Source organism: Aliidongia sp. (genome assembly GCF_035943795.1).
Lineage (GTDB): Bacteria > Pseudomonadota > Alphaproteobacteria > ATCC43930 > CGMCC-115725 > Aliidongia.
This window is the reverse complement of the sequence record NZ_DASZBY010000134.1, coordinates 10,802-26,658: the sequence shown is the minus strand read 5'-3', so window position 1 is coordinate 26,658 and position 15,857 is coordinate 10,802. Positions and strand designations below refer to the sequence as shown.

The 15,857-nt window shown below is 68.3% G+C and carries 21 protein-coding genes; 8 read left to right on the top strand and 13 right to left on the bottom strand.

The genetic code is table 11. The features are described from left to right. Positions 1–156 precede the first annotated feature (156 nt). The 7 genes from VGV37_RS25885 to VGV37_RS25855 form a co-directional block, all read right to left on the bottom strand. Positions 157–681: a thioredoxin family protein gene (locus tag VGV37_RS25885; protein ID WP_326882689.1), complete on the bottom strand. Its 525-nt coding sequence runs from the start codon at positions 679–681 to the stop codon at positions 157–159. A gap of 71 nt (positions 682–752) precedes the next feature. Continuing rightward, the gene (locus VGV37_RS25880; RefSeq protein WP_326882688.1) at positions 753–2,147 is read right to left on the bottom strand and encodes a hypothetical protein; all 1,395 of its coding nucleotides are present in this window, start codon (positions 2,145–2,147) and stop codon (positions 753–755) included. 156 nt (positions 2,148–2,303) lie between these two features. Beyond that, on the bottom strand, positions 2,304–2,960 hold the full coding sequence (locus VGV37_RS25875; RefSeq protein WP_326882687.1) for a nitrile hydratase subunit alpha: 657 nt from the start codon (positions 2,958–2,960) through the stop codon (positions 2,304–2,306). Then, positions 2,957–3,256: an SH3-like domain-containing protein gene (locus VGV37_RS25870; RefSeq protein ID WP_326882686.1), complete on the bottom strand. Its 300-nt coding sequence runs from the start codon at positions 3,254–3,256 to the stop codon at positions 2,957–2,959. The genes VGV37_RS25875 and VGV37_RS25870 overlap by 4 nt, the downstream gene beginning before the upstream one ends. Next, positions 3,253–3,567: a hypothetical protein gene (locus VGV37_RS25865; RefSeq protein WP_326882685.1), complete on the bottom strand. Its 315-nt coding sequence runs from the start codon at positions 3,565–3,567 to the stop codon at positions 3,253–3,255. Before VGV37_RS25865 ends, VGV37_RS25870 begins: the two co-directional genes overlap by 4 nt. A gap of 58 nt (positions 3,568–3,625) precedes the next feature. Next, positions 3,626–4,933: a DUF1501 domain-containing protein gene (locus VGV37_RS25860; RefSeq protein ID WP_326882684.1), complete on the bottom strand. Its 1,308-nt coding sequence runs from the start codon at positions 4,931–4,933 to the stop codon at positions 3,626–3,628. After that, the gene (locus VGV37_RS25855; protein WP_326882683.1) at positions 4,927–6,558 is read right to left on the bottom strand and encodes a DUF1800 domain-containing protein; all 1,632 of its coding nucleotides are present in this window, start codon (positions 6,556–6,558) and stop codon (positions 4,927–4,929) included. The genes VGV37_RS25860 and VGV37_RS25855 overlap by 7 nt, the downstream gene beginning before the upstream one ends. 303 nt (positions 6,559–6,861) lie before the next feature. On the opposite strand from VGV37_RS25855, the gene VGV37_RS25850 reads away from it, so the two are divergent. Beyond that, positions 6,862–7,026 (top strand): hypothetical protein, encoded by a 165-nt coding sequence (locus VGV37_RS25850; RefSeq protein ID WP_326882682.1) that lies wholly within the window; start codon positions 6,862–6,864, stop codon positions 7,024–7,026. Between the two features lie 186 nt (positions 7,027–7,212). On the opposite strand, the gene VGV37_RS25845 is transcribed toward VGV37_RS25850, so the two are convergent. Together VGV37_RS25845 and VGV37_RS25840 are read right to left on the bottom strand one after the other, a co-directional pair. Next, complete coding sequence (locus tag VGV37_RS25845) at positions 7,213–7,497, bottom strand: hypothetical protein (protein ID WP_326882681.1); 285 nt, start codon at positions 7,495–7,497, stop codon at positions 7,213–7,215. A gap of 142 nt (positions 7,498–7,639) precedes the next feature. Then, a complete protein-coding gene (locus VGV37_RS25840; protein WP_326882680.1) occupies positions 7,640–8,125 on the bottom strand; it encodes a MarR family winged helix-turn-helix transcriptional regulator in 486 nt (161 codons plus the stop codon). Positions 8,126–8,169: 44 nt separating this feature from the next. Between VGV37_RS25840 and VGV37_RS25835 the strand changes: the two genes are divergently transcribed. Further along, positions 8,170–8,736, top strand: a complete 567-nt coding sequence (locus VGV37_RS25835) for an NADPH-dependent FMN reductase (protein ID WP_326882679.1) — start codon at positions 8,170–8,172, stop codon at positions 8,734–8,736. A 10-nt stretch (positions 8,737–8,746) separates the two neighbouring features. Here the strand turns inward: VGV37_RS25835 and VGV37_RS25830 are convergent, their stop codons facing one another. Then, positions 8,747–9,976: an MFS transporter gene (locus tag VGV37_RS25830; RefSeq protein WP_326882678.1), complete on the bottom strand. Its 1,230-nt coding sequence runs from the start codon at positions 9,974–9,976 to the stop codon at positions 8,747–8,749. A gap of 313 nt (positions 9,977–10,289) precedes the next feature. On the opposite strand from VGV37_RS25830, the gene VGV37_RS25825 reads away from it, so the two are divergent. Beyond that, a complete protein-coding gene (locus VGV37_RS25825) occupies positions 10,290–10,568 on the top strand; it encodes a hypothetical protein (protein ID WP_326882677.1) in 279 nt (92 codons plus the stop codon). Here the strand turns inward: VGV37_RS25825 and VGV37_RS25820 are convergent. Beyond that, on the bottom strand, positions 10,528–11,316 hold the full coding sequence (locus VGV37_RS25820; RefSeq protein ID WP_326882676.1) for a sterol desaturase family protein: 789 nt from the start codon (positions 11,314–11,316) through the stop codon (positions 10,528–10,530). The genes VGV37_RS25825 and VGV37_RS25820 overlap by 41 nt on opposite strands. A 184-nt stretch (positions 11,317–11,500) precedes the next feature. Here VGV37_RS25820 and VGV37_RS25815 point away from each other — a divergent pair, with 184 nt between their 5' ends. Beyond that, positions 11,501–12,211, top strand: coding sequence for a glutathione S-transferase N-terminal domain-containing protein (locus tag VGV37_RS25815; protein WP_326882675.1), 711 nt, complete (start codon positions 11,501–11,503; stop codon positions 12,209–12,211). 17 nt (positions 12,212–12,228) lie between these two features. Here the strand turns inward: VGV37_RS25815 and VGV37_RS25810 are convergent, their stop codons facing one another. Beyond that, complete coding sequence (locus VGV37_RS25810; protein WP_326882674.1) at positions 12,229–12,612, bottom strand: VOC family protein; 384 nt, start codon at positions 12,610–12,612, stop codon at positions 12,229–12,231. Between the two features lie 135 nt (positions 12,613–12,747). Here VGV37_RS25810 and VGV37_RS25805 point away from each other — a divergent pair, with 135 nt between their 5' ends. Then, entirely contained in the window at positions 12,748–13,086 is a 339-nt protein-coding gene (locus VGV37_RS25805; RefSeq protein WP_326882673.1) for a metalloregulator ArsR/SmtB family transcription factor, read from the top strand. Positions 13,087–13,096: 10 nt separating this feature from the next. Here the strand turns inward: VGV37_RS25805 and VGV37_RS25800 are convergent, their stop codons facing one another. Next, positions 13,097–14,002, bottom strand: a complete 906-nt coding sequence (locus VGV37_RS25800) for a sigma-70 family RNA polymerase sigma factor (protein WP_326882672.1) — start codon at positions 14,000–14,002, stop codon at positions 13,097–13,099. A gap of 152 nt (positions 14,003–14,154) precedes the next feature. Between VGV37_RS25800 and VGV37_RS25795 the strand changes: the two genes are divergently transcribed. The 3 genes from VGV37_RS25795 (at position 14,155) to VGV37_RS25785 (ending at position 15,848) form a co-directional block, all read left to right on the top strand. Further along, on the top strand, positions 14,155–14,802 hold the full coding sequence (locus VGV37_RS25795; protein WP_326882671.1) for a glutathione S-transferase family protein: 648 nt from the start codon (positions 14,155–14,157) through the stop codon (positions 14,800–14,802). Next, the gene (locus tag VGV37_RS25790; RefSeq protein WP_326882670.1) at positions 14,803–15,111 is read left to right on the top strand and encodes a hypothetical protein; all 309 of its coding nucleotides are present in this window, start codon (positions 14,803–14,805) and stop codon (positions 15,109–15,111) included. Between the two features lie 95 nt (positions 15,112–15,206). Then, on the top strand, positions 15,207–15,848 hold the full coding sequence (locus tag VGV37_RS25785) for an isochorismatase family protein (protein WP_326882669.1): 642 nt from the start codon (positions 15,207–15,209) through the stop codon (positions 15,846–15,848). Positions 15,849–15,857: the final 9 nt, after the last annotated feature.

Below are 15,857 nucleotides of genomic sequence, written 5' to 3'. Positions count from 1 at the left end.
AGATCGGCGCGGTCACGCTCGCGGCCGGCGAGACCGGCTCCGCCGCCGGTCAGGTGCTGAACGCCGCCGGCGAACTGTCCCACCAGTCCGACACGCTCGAACGCAAGGTCGAGGACTTCCTTTCCCAGATCCGCGCGGCGTAGAGCCGACCGGAAATCAGCTTGCCGGGCGTTCGGTCCAGGTCACGAGCTGATCGACCACCGCCTGCGCCGGCATGGTGCCGGCGTCGCCCAGTGCTTCGAGCCCGTCGCGGTTCAGCACCTGGTTGCTGGCCGGATCGATCACCATCACGGTCGGGATCCCATGGATCTTGACGCCGTAGGCGGCGGCGATGTCGAGGTTCTTGTTGAACCGGCCGACGTCGATGACGGCGACCTCGTAATGGGCCGCGACATAGGCCTGGACCTTGTCGACGCTCATGATGCCGCCGAGGGCACGGCAATCCGGGCACCAGTTCGCGCCGAAATCGACCAGCACCTTCTTGCCCGACGCCTTGGCGGCGGCGAGTGCTGCGGCCAGGGACTGGTGCGCGTCCGCCGCCTCGTCATAGGGGCGAGCCATTGCCTGCACCCGATCGACCGTGATCACGGGAGCGGCTGCCTGCTGGGATGCGGCCAGTGCCGTACCCCCCAGGGTCAGGGCCGCCATCGCGGCGCAGATCATCCCAATCGATCGTTCCATTTCGCCGTCCTATCCTCGCGCACGTCGCCCTGCCTGAAGGTGCGACCGGGGTACCGCTTTGACAAAGGGGTTCAGATCAGGCGCAGGCCCTGCAGCAGCCGGCGCTTCTGCGCGGGCCAGGGGTCGAGCGTATCGCGCGGCGGTCGCTTCATCGAGCGGCCCAGCGCGTCCTGCATCCGCCGCTCCAGATTGGCGAACGGCATGCCGAAGCCGTGGCGGGCCGCCCGCAATTTCATGAAACCGATGAAGTCGGCTGCCGCCACCGCATTGAGGAAGCCTGGATGATCGTCCCGCCCATGCGTGTCGGGCGTCCAATCGTCCAGGAAATCCGTGACCGTCTCCTCGAACTCCCCGAGCTTGTCGGGGATGAGGTCGGAGAGTGCCTTGCGCGAAGTCATGTAGGACTGGCCCCATTGCGAGGTTCGTTCGAGCTTGATTTCGCGCGCGATCGATTCGGCCAGGTCGAAATAGAGATTGGCATTCCGGGTCGCGGCCTCGATCCCGTCGGCTTTCTTCTGGCGCGCTGCGTCCTTGATCGCCCGGGTTGCCTCGGCCGCGACCGAGACCAGCTGGTTGATGGTCCGGTCGATCAGCGGCGCCAGCTCGGTCTGCTCCAGCATCTGGATGTCGGTGCTGCCGGTGACCCGGTGGATCAGGGTAACGACCTCCCAAGGCTTGGACAGGTGGTTCATGACCGCGTGGCCCAGCCAGACCGGATCGAATTTGTGATCGACGCCGAGCGCCTCGTAGGCCTGCCCGAAGCGGCGGACCAGCACGCTGTCCAGCTCGATGCCGTCGGCGCTGGGCGGTCCCTCGATGCCGAGGTCGCGCAGCGCCTTCGCCAGCGGCAGGCCGCCGGCCAGCACGATGCCGATGCGGCGGACGTCCTCGATGACCGACTGGGCGGTGTTCCGGATGGTGAGCGTCTTGGCCCGTTCCGCCAGCTCCGCCATCGCTTCTTCTTCCAGCCGCTCCATCTCGGCCGAGATTTTGGCTTTGGTCGCGCGCTGATATTGCTGGTCGATGTCGCGCAGCACCGGCGATTGCGCGATCGACGCTTCCCACCAGGGCACCAGCGACTGGCGCCGGATCACGCCCGCGCTGTCGAGTTCCGTGAGGTTGACCAGGAACGGTTCGAGCAGATGGCAGATCCGCCGCATCAGCGGCTCGCTGGTCTCCTGGCCCCGATCGCCTTCACGGCGCAGCTCGAGCGCCTGGAGGACCTGGCCGAACCCGGCGGAACTGGCGATCACCAGGCTGTCGCCGCCCAGCATGGCGCGCAACTTGTCGGCCTTTTCGGGCGGCAGCTTGGCAATGAGCGCGACCAGCTGCTCCCAGCGCGGATTCCCAGTCTTGTCGGCGGTGGCCGTGGGCGCGGGCGTTGGACCCGCGTCAGCCTTGGCGCAGGGACGGCTCTCGGTGGCAGGCTGGGGGATGGGCGCAACCGGCACGGCAGGCAAGGGCATGGGTTCGCCGGCTGGCAAAGGCGCCGGGCTTCCGGCTGCCACCGGCACCGCTGCATGGTCGGACGTCGGCGTATATTGCCAACGACTGCGCAAAGTTCATCTCCTCAAACTCACGGGGGCGCTGTTTAAGATTAATGACAAATCCCCAACAGCCTATTAATTCGGCGACGAGGCGAGGGCGACGCCGATCATGCTGTCGCGGGTGGCGAGTGCCGCCAGCCGTGCCTCGTCCCAGTCCTCCGTGCCAGCCGGTCGGCGCGGCAGCACCAGGTAGCGCATGTCGGCGGTCGAATCATGGACGCGCAGCTCGATGTCGTCCGGGATCCGGGTGCCGAACTCGGCGAGGACGGCACGGGGTTCGCGCACCACGCGGCTGCGATAGGCGCGACTCTTGTACCAGTCCGGCGGCAGGCCCAGCAGCATGCGCGGATAGCAGGAGCAGAGCGTGCAGACGATGACGTTATGTACCGCCGGCGTATTTTCGACCACGATTAGCTTCAGCGGCCCGATTTCCAGGCCGATCTCGAGCGCGGCGGCGCTGCCGTTGGCCAGCGCGCGGTCCTTGAACGCTGGATCGAGCCAGGCGCGGGCGACCAGGCGGCCGCCCAGGCCGGCATGGCGCGCGTCCATCGCCTCGATCTGCCGGCGCATGTCGTCGGCGCTGAAGACGTTCTTGTCGATCAGCAGCGCGGTGACCGCCAGCTCCATCGCCTGGTAATGGCTGAGCGTGCCATCGGCATCCGGCGGCGGGGCGTGGGGATGCGCGTGGTCGTGCCCATGGTCGTGATGATGGTCGTGATGCTCGCCGCTCATGGCGCTGCCTCCAGCCAATGCTGATAGATCTCGATCTCGACGGTGTCGCGCTCGGGTCCGGCATAATCGTCCCACAGGTCGGCCTGGCGGAAGCGCACGCGATAGAGCGGCTGGGCCGGCAGGCCGGACCGGTTGAACGCCAGCTCCTCCGGGTTGGCGAAGGCACCGCACAGGCGCTCGATCGTGCCCGAGGCGCCGCGCGCGTAGAAGGGCGTGCGCAGATGGCCGGGCGGATAGGCCACGCGGACCGTGACCCGGTCGCCCGGCGCGAAGCGGGCGGGCAGGGCGTCGCTCATGCCGACGGCTCCGCCGCATGGTGGGCTTTCATCTCTTCCATGCGTCGGCCCAACTCGTCGGAATTGATCACGCCGCGCTGGATCAGGGTCGCGGTGATCGACGAGATCCAACGCTCGTAATAGCTCATGGTGTCGTAGGCCTCGGCCCCCAGCGCCTCGACGTTGCGGCGCAGCTCGTCGACCTTCAAGAGGCCGCGCGCCGACAGCAGCATCATCAGGGCGTCGACCCGCTTTTCCCAGGGCGCGTAGTCGTGCTCGGTCGCCTCGACCGGCCCCGCTTCGAGCCCGCCCATGTCATGGTGACTGCGCATCCCGCCTCCCCGACCTTGCCTCGATCATCGTCGAGTATGGGCCGGTCGCGGGTCGCGCTCAAGCCTTGGTCGGTAGCGCCCCGAACAGGCCGAGCGGCCCGGGATAGGCATAGGCCGGGAAGATGGCCGGCAGGCGCCTGCCCTCGCGCATCTCCAGCACTTCGGTCAGCACGCGGCGATAGTCGGTCGCGACGGCCAGGTCGACGCCCTCGTCCAGCTTGTCCGGCGCCATGCCCGGCCAAGCGCCGTAGAAGCGGCCGCCGCGCACCTTGCCACCCAGCACGGCCATGACGCCGGCCCGGCCATGATCGGTGCCCTGGCTCTTGTTCGAGCGCAGGCGGCGGCCGAATTCGGTGAGCGTGACCAGCACCATCCGGTCGTGGTAGCGCGCCATGTCGTTCCAGAATTGCGCGAGGCCGTTCGACAGATGGTCGACCGCGGCCCTGAACCGGCCCGGCTGGTATTCGTGGGTATCCCAGCCGCCGATGTCGACCGTTGCCGCCTGCAGGCCGACGTCCATCTTGATCAGCTGGGCCAGGGCCTTCAGCGGCCGGCCGAATTCCGCGGCCGGGCCGTAGTCGACATGCGCCTCGGCCTGATAGCCCTGGATGTGGCCCTGGGCATCGCGCGGCAGGCGGCCGTCGATCGTCGCCATGGCACCGAGCGCATCGCGCCCGGCCACGCCGACGTCGCCGGCGGTGAAGGCATAGAGCCGCTTCAATACTTCCGCCGCCTGGGGGCCCCCCGGCGGGGCGAGGCCGCCGTCGAGGCTGGGCACGGCGATGGCCGACGGGAGGCCCGCGAGCTCGCCCGACACCGCTCCGCTGGCGGAGGCCGCGACCAGGCCCCGCGGCGGGCCGTCGACCGCGAGCGCGCGCGAAAGCCAACCGTCGTTCAAGCGGTTCAGGCTCGCGGCATCGGCGACGCCGCGCTCGATCATGTCGGTCGCGACGAAATGGCTGCGCGTGCCGTCGGTCAGGCCCACGGCATGGAGGAAGGCGAGCTGGCCGCCCTGGTACAGCTCCGCCATTCCACCGGCCTGGGCATGCAGGCGGAAATCGACCTTGGCGTCGGGGCCGTTGGCCAGCGCGTGACCGGCGTCGGGCCCATCGACCGCCACGCGCAGCTCGCTCGCCCGCGCCTCGATGAAATCCGGGTCCGAAGCCGGCGAGATCAGGTTCAGCCCGTCGCAACCGCCGCGCAGATGCACCACGATCAGCAACGGCCGGTCCGGACCCGGGCCGGCGAAGGCGAGGTTGCGCAGGCCCGGCACCGGCAGCAATCCGGCCGCCACACCGGCGATGCCGCCGCCGAGGATGGTGCGTCTGCTGAGTAACGAGGCTTTGAAGCGAGAATCGCTCAACATGTCTGGAACCCCGGGGCCATGGCGGCGAGGCCGGCGATGCGGGCCAGCTGCTTCTGGGTGTTGGGCTGGCCGGGCGGCAACGGCACGTCGGGCGGCCAGCCGAGCCCGGAGACGAGCGCCTCGATCTGCATCGGGTCATAGGCGCCGGTCAAGGCGCTGAGCCAGAAGGCGGCGGCCGCGCGCGGCGTGGTCGCGGCCGGCCCCATCAGACGCGCCGGCTGGATCACGCCGGTGCCCCAGGCATTCTCGGCCAGGGCCAGCACCAGCTGCCAGCGCTGCCGCATGGCGTTGGTGCCCAGCAGGATGTCGCGCCGGTCGGGCAGGCCGGTCGGCGGGGCATAACCGTACAGCCGCTGGCCGGCATTGGCGATGCCGTTCAGCAGCGGCTCGGTCGGCGTCAGGTCGAGGTCGGTCGCGCGCGCGAAACCCGCGACCAGCGCCAGCGGACGACGTACCTTGACCTCGCGCGACGCCTTGAATTCTGGCGAACTCACGATCGCGCGCACCACCTGCGCGATCTGGTCCGGCGCGTGGGCCTGCTTGGTCCAGACCGCGACCGCCTGGGCCACGAGCGCCGCCGACGCATTCTCTCCCGCCAGGCGCACGACTAGCTTGTGGGCCAGGTGCCGGGCGGTTGCCGGGTGATAGGCCACCAGGTCCAGCACCTTGCGCCCGTCGGCCATGGCCGGCTGGAACGCGTCGAACTCGGTCGCCAGCACGCGCTTCTGATAGCCGTCGTGCCAGGTCTCGACATAGGCGAACTTGCCGGTATTGGGCAGCTTGCGCCGGCCGTCCAGCCCGGTGCCGTCCTCGACCGTCCAGCCGGTGAAGGCGCGGGCGGATTCATAGACGTCCTGGTCGATATAGCCCGTGGGTTGGCCCTTCAGCGCGCCCGGCACCTCGCGCCAGCGGTCGTACTTGTCGTTGAGATAGGCGTCGGCGCCGAGCGTATGCAGCTCGAACAGCTCGCGGCCGAAATTCTCGTTGGCCGAACCCGCGCGCGACGATTTGTTCGACAGGTAATAGAGCATGGCGGTCGAGCTCGCGACCGCCTCCAGGAACGCCCGGAAATTGCCGAGCGCATGGGCGCGGATCACGTCGCGGTCATAGGTCGGCAGTGCCGCCATAACCTGTTCCTGGTCCCAGGCGTCGACGTTGAAATGATCGTGCCAGAACCCGGCCAGCACCTCGCGCAGCTGATAGCGCGCATCGGCCGCGCGCACCACGGTCGCGACCATCACCTCCATCAGCGGCCGGCGCCGTTCCTGCCCGTCATGCTTGTCGCGCTCGGCCAGCATCGGCCAGACCGCCTCGATCGGCTGGCCCAGCGTGCCGAGCGGCCGCAGTTCGTCGACCGCCGGCCAGGCCTTGTCCTTGCCCTCGTTGTATTTGATGCGGAACGTCAGCCGCGCCAGCTTCGCCGCCACCGCCGGATCGTCGCCGGGCGGCGGCGCCAGCTGCTCATCGAGCCAGGTGCTATAGCCCGCGGCACGAAAGCGGTCGATCTCGCCGGCGCGCGCGCCATGGCCGAGGCGCGCCAGCACCATGGGCGCGAAACCGGCATCGGCCTCGGCCGCGTCGGGCCGGGGCGCCGGCTTGGATTTGGTCTGCGGGTTGGTCGCCATCGGGACGGCTCTTTCCTCTTGCTGCTCGCCGCGGCCAACCGGGGCCGGACGGCGAGATGCTCCCTGTTGGTAGGCGCCCGCAGGTCGCTTCATCCCCATCGGACATTGTCGAGCGGTCGGCCCGCAAGGAATTCCAGGAGCGGTGGAAGTATGGCTATAGTCCTGCCGAGCAGATGACGAAGGGTCATTGAATGTCGGACGAACCGAAGCCGGTCGTAGTGCGTCACCCGGCCCGAACGTTGGATTTCGATCGGCTGATCGAGGGTTTGGAAGCGGCGCGGGCCGCTCGCGATGTGGGAGGCCATGGCGGGCGGCGACGATCTGCCCGAGGAATTCTGTGAGGATTTCGACCGTATCACCTTGTTGCTGCAGGCGCAGTTCGACGATCTGGTGGCCGAGATCGTCGGGACGGTAGCTTCCGTTGCCCATCTTTCGGACAAGGAACTCGGACCGATCATCGGCACCTAGCCGGCGGAAACCGGCTCCTATGTCTTCGGTTTCAGAAAATCCGGCGGCATCTTGGATACCCGGGCACGACAGAACCTGTTTCGACGGATCCGCCCGACGGGAAATGAATTGCCGGGATACGTGCCGTCGTACGCCATGGAGCGGTTGATGGAGGAAGCGTCGTAAAAGCTTCCGGGCTCACGCCCCCTAAAGACCCTGCGCCAGCGTGGCGGCGGCGAGGCAGCGAAGTGCGAAGAAGGCGAGGGCCTCGTCCCAGGGGTTGAGCGGCCCGCGTCCCATCGGTGCCCGGGTGAACAGCGCGCCGACGCAGGTGAAGATTGCCGCGAGATCGGCCATGCCGATGAAGACATGCAGCCGGTCGTGACCAGCCAGGGCGGCGAACAGCGCGAACAGGCCGAGCCGCAGCAGAAAGCGCCGCAAGGCCGTCGCCGATACCGGATCCACCGGGCCGGCCGATTCCGCGAGCCTCACCGCACCCCCCACGCATCCATGACGAGATCAATCCCGGAGCGGCTCATGCGCCGCACGGGCGGAGAATGGGACGGGCGGGCATGAAAAATCGAGATGGGTTTCCGGGGCGGGAAGTGAAAAGAGCGGGAAGACGCCTCAGAATTCAAGCCCCGGCCGGATCGACCCTCACGGCGTCGGCGAATTTCCGCATCAGGCGCACCAGGTCGTCGATCTCTCCGGCCGGCCATGTCTTGAAGATCGCGCGGCCGATCCGGTCGCGCGCCGTGTCGACGGCGTCGGTCATGACCTTGCCTTTTGGCGTGATCACCGCCTCGCGCACGCGGCGGTCGGCGGCGCCCGCCTGGCGCGCGACCAGGCCCAGGCTTTCCAGTTTCGCTACCTGCCGGCTCACCGTCGTGTAGTCGCGGCCGGCGCGATCGGCGAGTTCCACGACGCCGATCGGCCCGAAGCGTTCGATGCCGACCAGCAGCGGGAACAGCGCGCGATCGAGCGGAATGCCGGCGGCCTTGATCAGCGTTTCGTCGCGCTGCGGCCGGTTCATGACGCCGACGATGTCCAGCAGCGCCCCGTGCAGTTGCCTCAGTTGACCGCCTATGTGTGTATTATGCACATTTTCCGTTGACGCCATGTCGGATCTCCTATTATGTGCATAATACACACATAGGAGTCGCCATGTCAGAGAAAATCGCGACCGCCCCCAGGGTCCAGGTCATCATGGGAAGCATCCGCGCCGGCCGGCTCTGCCCCAGGCTCGCGGCCTGGGTCATGGAGATCGGCCGGGCGTCGAACGGTCTCGCCTACGAGCTGGTCGATCTGGCCGACTGGCCGCTGCCGATGGACGACGAGCCCGGCATTCCGGCGCGCGGCGCCTACGCGCGGGAGCACACGCTGGCCTGGAGCCGCAAGGTCGCCAGTGCCGCCGGGTTCGTGTTCGTCACCCCGCAATACAATTGGGGCTACCCGGCCGCGCTGAAGAACGCGATCGACCATCTGTATGCGGAATGGGTCGGCAAGCCGGTCGCCATCGTCAGCTACGGCGGCCATGGCGGCGGCAAGTGCGCCACCCAGTTGAGGCAGGTGACCGAGGGCCTCAAGATGCGCCCGGTGGCGACGATGCCGGGCATCACGCTGACCCACGAGATGATCAAGGGCGGCCCGGTCGACCCCGCGCGGGATTTCGCGTCCGACGCGGAGGCGATCCGCCAGGCCCTCGCGGAACTGGACGCCCTGCTCGCTTAACCGCCGGCGGTCACGACGCGGACTGGCCTCGACCGGCCGGGATGGCGATCGGCCGGGGAAAGGGCTTGAAGGTCGAGGCGATCAGGAAGGCGCCGATCCCGATGCCGAACGAGGCGACATAGAGCCATCCATAGGTCGCATAAGTGTCGTAGATCCAGCCGCCGGCGAGTGGCCCGGCGGCCATGCCCAGGCTGCCCGCCATCGCGGTGCCCCCGATGATGGTGCCCATCATGCGCAGCGGGAAATTCTCGCGCACGAGCACGGCGTAGAGCGGCATCACGCCGGCATAGGTGAAGCCGAACAGCGCCGCCACGGCGTAGAATTCACCGAGTTGACGGACGAAGAAATAGCCGAGCGCGCCAAGCGCCTGCACGAACAGGCCGGCGACGAGCACGTTCTTCGCGCCGAACCGGTCGCCCAGCAGGCCGAACGCGACCCTGCCGCCCAGGCCCGCCAAGCCCTCGAGGCTGTAGATCGAGACGGCGGTCATCGCCGGGATGCCGCAGGTGATCGCGTAGCTGACCGTATGGAAGATCGGCCCGGAATGGGTGGCGCAGCAGCAGAAATTCGTCAGCATCAGGATGATGAACTGGGGCGATCGTACTGCCCGTGCCACGGTCATCTCCGACCCAATTCCAGCGTTCGCCGGGACGGTGCCGCCGGGCGCGGCCAGCGCCGGCGGCCGCCGCACCAGCAGCGCCGCGGGCACCATCAGGCCGACGACCACGACCGCAATCAGCAGGAAGGCCGTTCGCCAGTCGTATCGCGATATCAGCCAGGCGGCGAGCGGCGCCATCGTCAGCGGGGCCATGCCCATCCCCGCCGAAACCAGCGAGACGGCGAGGCTGCGATGGGTGTCGAACCAGCCGGCGACCGTGGCCATCATCGGCGCGAAGATCGCGGAGGTGGCGAGACCGACCAGCAGCCCGAAGACCAGCTGGAATTCGATCAGCGACTGGGCGCGGCTGGCGAGCGCGATGCTGAGCGCGAGGAGGAGCGACCCCACCAGCACGATGGCGCGCGCACCGAAACGGTCCGCGAGCGCGCCCCAGCCGACGCTCGCCAGGCCCATGGCCAGAAAGCCGATCGTCATGGCGCTCGAGATGCCGGTGCGCGACCAGCCCGTGGTCTGCGCCATCGGCGAGATGAACACCGGAAGCGCGAACATCGCGCCGATCGCCACGCAGCCGAGCATTCCGCCGGCCGCGACGATGACCCATCGATAATGCCTGTCGTTCATTCCCGGGGTTCCCTCCAAAGACCGATCACAGACAGAGGACGTTCGAGATTGACCGATTGCGACAATGGTGAGCGACGTAATTTGCTGGATCTGGTCGCGCAGTTTAACGGCGACGGCGCGGATCTCGGTTCCGCGGAGGATGGTCTGCGGCACTACGGGGAGCCGGGCTCACTGCCGTGGCGATCCGATCGCCGCTCTGCCGGACGGCGGCGGCGCCGGAGAGGTCGCGTTGCGCAGGGGCATGCCGACGCCCTGACCGACCGGCACCGTCCCATGCTATTCTCCGTTCCAAACCGCTCGGAGGGTTCCGACGATGGAGCGCATCTTCTGCACCTTGTGCGTAGCCGGGCTGGCGGGTCTGCTGCCGGTCGCCGGCAGCGCCCCGGCTCTCGCCGCCGACGTCGCGCAATATCCGACCCGGCCGGCGGCCGAGGAGCATTGCCCGGGCGAGGTCGTGGTCTGGGTCGATCTCGGCACGCGGGTCTATTACTACCGCGGCCAGGACAATTACGGCGCTACCAAGACCGGCGCCTATGCATGCCAGCGCGACGTCAAGGCTGCGGGCTTCCGGCCGAACCGGTCGGGGCGCTGACCGGCGCGCGGCGGCGGCGCAGATTGTCCTTCAGCTCCGCATCGTGGCTTGGGTGCAGGGTGCCCATCAGCCGGTCCCACAGGGTGAAATGCGGCGCGTAGTTGCAGTTGAAGAACCGGTGGTGCTGGTCGTGGTGGGTGACGCTGTTCATCGGCGACGGCGGCCAGCAGATCCCGCCGCCATGCTCGACGCCGGAATGGCCGATGATGCCGCTGACGTGGTCGTACAGCTTGTGGACCAGCAGCACGAGCGGGGCGACCGGCACGATCAGGTGGGCGGCCAGCCAATAGGACTGCAGGAACAGGTTGTCGAGCAGGGTGTCGCTGTTGTTCGACCAGGCGACCGACGGCAGGCTCAGGTGATGCCAGCGATGGATCCGCCGGTACAGCCGCCGCGAATGCAGCAGCCGGTGCATCCAGTAGAACCAGGTGTCGTAGGCCAGCATCGACAGCACGAACGACGCCACGACCGACCAGACGCTGGTCGGCCATGCCGCGAAGCCGATGTGGTAGCGCGCATAGAGCACGTGCCCGATCGAGAACATCAGCGCGATGCTGGCGAGCGAGCGAACGCTCTGCCGGATGTCGCGCCGCACCTTCTCGGCGGCTAGTGCCCGGCCGGGCTGGATCTTGTCGGCACGGGCGGGGTCGTTGCTGAAGAACAGCCAGCCGGTGGTGAAATAGGTGATGAGCAGCAGGGCATAGACGGCGGCAGTCGTGCCGATCAGGGCGAAGGCGGCGTCGAGCATGGCGGGCCTGGTTCCTTGGAGGACGGGTCCGGTCGAATTCCTCCCGCCCCGGCCCGGGAAACGCCCGGCCGCGCGGTTTGGTTCACTCGCGGGAAAGAGGAGCTACCCCTTTCTTCTGGCGATTGTCCAGCAGCGGCCGCGCGGCTATCGTCCAACCGATTTTCTCTTCCGAGGGTCCCCCCGCATGTCCGATCTCTCCGCCTTTCCGATCACGGCCCGCTGGCCGGCCCAGCATCCGGAGCGGTTGCAGCTCTATTCCCTGCCGACGCCCAACGGGGTCAAGGTCTCGATCATGCTCGAGGAGATCGGGCTGCCCTATGAGGTTCACCTGATCGACATCGGCAAGAACGAAAGCTGGACGCCGGAATTCCTGTCGCTCAATCCGAACGGCAAGATCCCCTCGATGATCGATCCCGATGGGCCGGGCGGCAAGCCGCTGGCCCTGTTCGAATCGGGGGCCATGCTGCTGTATCTGGCCGAGAAGACCGGCAAGTTCCTGCCGGCCGATCCGGCGCTGCGCTACGAGACCATCCAATGGGTGTTCTTCCAGATGGCGGCGGTCGGACCGATGTTCGGTCAACTGGGGTTCTTCCACAAATTCGCCGGCCGCGAGTACGAGGACAAGCGGCCGCTCGAACGCTATCGGGCGGAATCGCAGCGCCTGCTGGGCGTGCTGGAGACGCGGCTCGCCGGCCGCACCTGGATCATGGGCGACGACTATACCATCGCCGACATCTCGATGCTGGGCTGGGTGCGCAACCTGGTGGGATTCTACGGCGCCGGCGAGTTGGTCGAGTATGCCAAGCTGACCCACGTGCCGGCCTGGCTGGAACGCGGGCTGGCACGGCCGGCGGTGGCGCGCGGCCTCAACATCCCGGCGCGGCCTGCCAGCTAGGCTGCCGGCGGCCGGGGTCAGTCGGCATGGTACCGGCTGACCTCGACCAGGTTGCCGTCGGGGTCGCGGAAATAGACCGAGGTCATCGGGCCCTGCGCGCCGCTGCGTGTCACCGGCCCCAGCTCCATCGCCACGCCGCAGGCCGCGAGCCGGGCCTCGATCTGCTCGATCGGCTGGCGTGTGATCAGACAGAAGTCGCCGGCACCGGGGGTAGGGACGGCCGCCTTCGGCTCGAAGGTATGGCCGACCTCGTGCAGGTTGATCTTCTGCCCGCCGAACACCAATGCGGTGGGCCGGCCCGGATCGGTCAAGCGCTCGAAGCCCAGCACGCGCTCGTAGAAGGCGCAGGTCGTCTCGAGCGAGCGGACGGTCAGGACGAAATGGTCGATACGATCGATCATGGGTCACTCCAGGCACGAGTCCCGGGTTAACCCCTGATGACGGCGCCCGGATCCCGGGGGGTCGACGGTTCGTTCTCTTTGTAGACACTTTAGTATCCGCTTGACAGTTTCGCCGCCCGGATCGTACCCAGACCCATGCTCGATCTTTCCGCCATAGACGGCAGCTTCCGGGCGCTTGCCGAACCGACGCGGCGGGCCATCGTCGAGCGGCTGGGCCGTGGCCCGGCCACGGTCAGCGACTTGGCGAAGCCGTTCGACATGACGCTCGCGGCAATAGTCCAGCACCTGCGCGTGCTGGAGGAATGCGGCCTGATCCGTACCGAGAAGATCGGACGGGTGCGGACCTGCCGGCTCGACCCCGATGGGTTCAAAGGGCTGGCCGACTGGATAGCGGAGCGACGCAGCCTGGCGGAACGCCAGCTCGACCGGCTGGGCGCCCTGCTGGCGGCAGAGGACGCGGCGAACAAGCCGTAGGAGGTTCCCGTCAGGCCGCCTGCAGACCCGCGCCGTCGGCCACATAGGCGGCATAGCGGAAATCCCGGATGCCCGTGATCCGGTCGCCCGTCCAGTCGAGCAGGACGAAATAGCCGGGCCGCGCCGCCGGATCGCGCGGGTCGCGCACCAGCAGCGCCGGCCGGCCATCGGCCAGGCCCGGCGCCAGGTGCCAGCCGGCGGCCCCGGCGTAATTGCCGAAATAGCGCTGGACCTCGGTCTTGCCGGCAAGGCGCAGGCGATTGACCAGCTCGAGCCGCACGTCCTCGGCCAGGAGGTCGCGCAGCGCGTCGAAGTCATGGGCATTGAACCGGTCGGCATAGCGGCCGAGCCGATCGCGCTCCGCGGCCGACAGGGTGGGCTGCGGCCCCTCGTCGGGCCGGTCGGCCAGCGCTTGCAGCCGTCGGCGACCGCGGTGCAGTGCCGCCTTGACCGCGGGCACCGTGCTGTCGATGGTCCGGCCGATCTCGACCAGGGAATAGCCCAGCAGGTCCATCATGAGCACGCTGCTGCGCTCGGCCACCGGCAGGTGCATGAAATGGCGCAGGCTGGCCGCGGCGGCCGGACGCTCGCTCGCGGTCGCGGGATCGACGAGCAGATCCAGGTCGCGATCGTCATGCAGCACTGCATGCCGCGCGCGGCGGCGCAGGAAATCGAGCGCCGTGTTATGGGCGATGCGGAACAGCCAGCCCTCGGGATTGGCAAGCGGCCCCGCGGCGGCGAACGCCTCGATCGCCTTCACGCAGGCTTCCTGGACCACATCCTCGCCATCGACGGCCGACCCGGTCATGCGGGCGCAATAGCGGTGCAGCCGCGGCCGCAGCGTGCCCAGCAGCCGGGCGAAATTCCGCAGCGGCTCGCCATCCTCGGCCATGGTCGCGCGCATCTCTCTCATCATCCAGGCACCTCTCCCCCTGCCAGACGTTCCGGGCGGGCGAAAGGATTCCGGGCAGGGAAAATATTTTTCCGGAATCCTTCGGCTGCGCTCCGTCGTCTTCATCGCGGAAGGGGTGCCGAGCCGGCGCTCCCATGATCCGGAGACGCATCGTGATGAAGCTGCATACATTCGTCGGTTCGCCCAACGGCCGCAAGGTCGAGGCGGTGATCCGCCACCTGGGCCTCGCGGTCGAGACCGTGCACTGGAATTTCCTCGCGGGCGATCTCGCATCGCCTGGGTTCCGTGCGCTCAATTCGAACGGCAAGGTGCCGGTGCTGGTCGATGGGCCGTTCGTCCTTTGGGAATCCAATGCGATCATGCAGTACCTGGCCGACAAGGTGGGTGATGACGCGCTGTTCCCGCGCGATCCCTGGCGCCGGGCCAGCGTCGTGCGCTGGCTGTTCTGGGAGGCGGTGCATTTCAACAAGGCGTTCGGCACGATCGCGTTCGAGACCGTGGCCAAGCCGAAACTCGGCATCGGTCCGACCGACCAGCCGCTGGTCGACGCGGCGCTGGTCGATCTCGCCCGCTTCGCGCCCGTGCTGGAGCAGCATCTGGCCGATTGCCGCACCCTGGTCGGCGAGACGGTGACGCTCGCCGACTACGCCATGGTCAAGCTCGAAGCCTATCGCGATCCGGTGCCGTTCGACTGGTCACCCTATCGCCAGGTCAACGGCTATTTCGACCGGATGCGCCAGCTGGCCCCCTGGGCCGAGACGGAGCCCGGCTTCGCCCCGGTACGCGAGCCGGTGGAGGCTTGAATGGCCGCGGCAAAGCGCATGCTGGTCCGCTACCGGACGAAGCCGGACCGGACCGACGAGAACGCACGGCGGATCGCGGCGGTGTTCGTGGAACTCGAGGCCCGGCAGCCGGCCGGCCTGCGCTATCTGGCGCTGCAACTCGACGACGGCAGTTTCGTGCATGTCGTCGACTATGCCGAGGGCTGCGCCGAGCTGTCGTCGTTCGAGAGTTTCCAGGTCTTCCGCGACGGCATTGGCGAGCGCTGCCTGGAGGCGCCGCAGACCCACGGCGTCACCATCATCGGCGACTATCGTCCACCGGAAGGGTGAGCGGCAGCGGCCGGGCGGGTGCGGCGCCATGGTCGGCACAGATCGGCCGCGACATCGGTAGGATCGAGATCGATGTCCTGACGGAGTGCCCGACCATGCCCGCGCTGTCCCTATCGTCCCTGCTCGCTGCCGGCCTTGCGGCAGCGCTCGTCCTCCAGGCGCCGGCGGCCCGGGCCACGACGATCATCGACGAATGGGCGAGTGTCCCGGTCCCGCCGCCGCCCGTCCTGGCGCCGGCCACGGTCGATCCGAAGACGACGGCCCTGCTGGTGCTGGACATCGTCCGCCAGGGCTGCAATGCCGAACGTCGGCCGCGCTGCCTCGCCACGCTGCCGGCGATCCAGGCCGTGCTGGCGCGGGCGCGCGGCGCCGGCATGATGGTCGCCTACAGCCTGGTCAAGGGCAGCACGCCCGCCGATGTGCTGAGGGAAGCGGCGCCGCTCGGGACCGAACCGATGGTCACCGCCGGCACCGACAAGTTCCTCGGCACCGATCTCGAGGCCGCCTTGAGCGGCAAGGGCATCAAGACCGTGATCATCCTGGGCGTCGCCGCCCAGGGCGCGGTCATGACCACCGCGACCGAGGCGGCCTTGCGGGGCTTCGAGGTCGTGGTGCCGCTCGACGGCGTCTCGTCGGATTCGCTTTATGGCGAGCAATACACCGCCTGGGACCTGATGAACGCCCCGGCCATCGCCGGCCATGTCGTGCTGAGCCGGACGGATCTGATCGGGTTCTAGGCCGCGGAT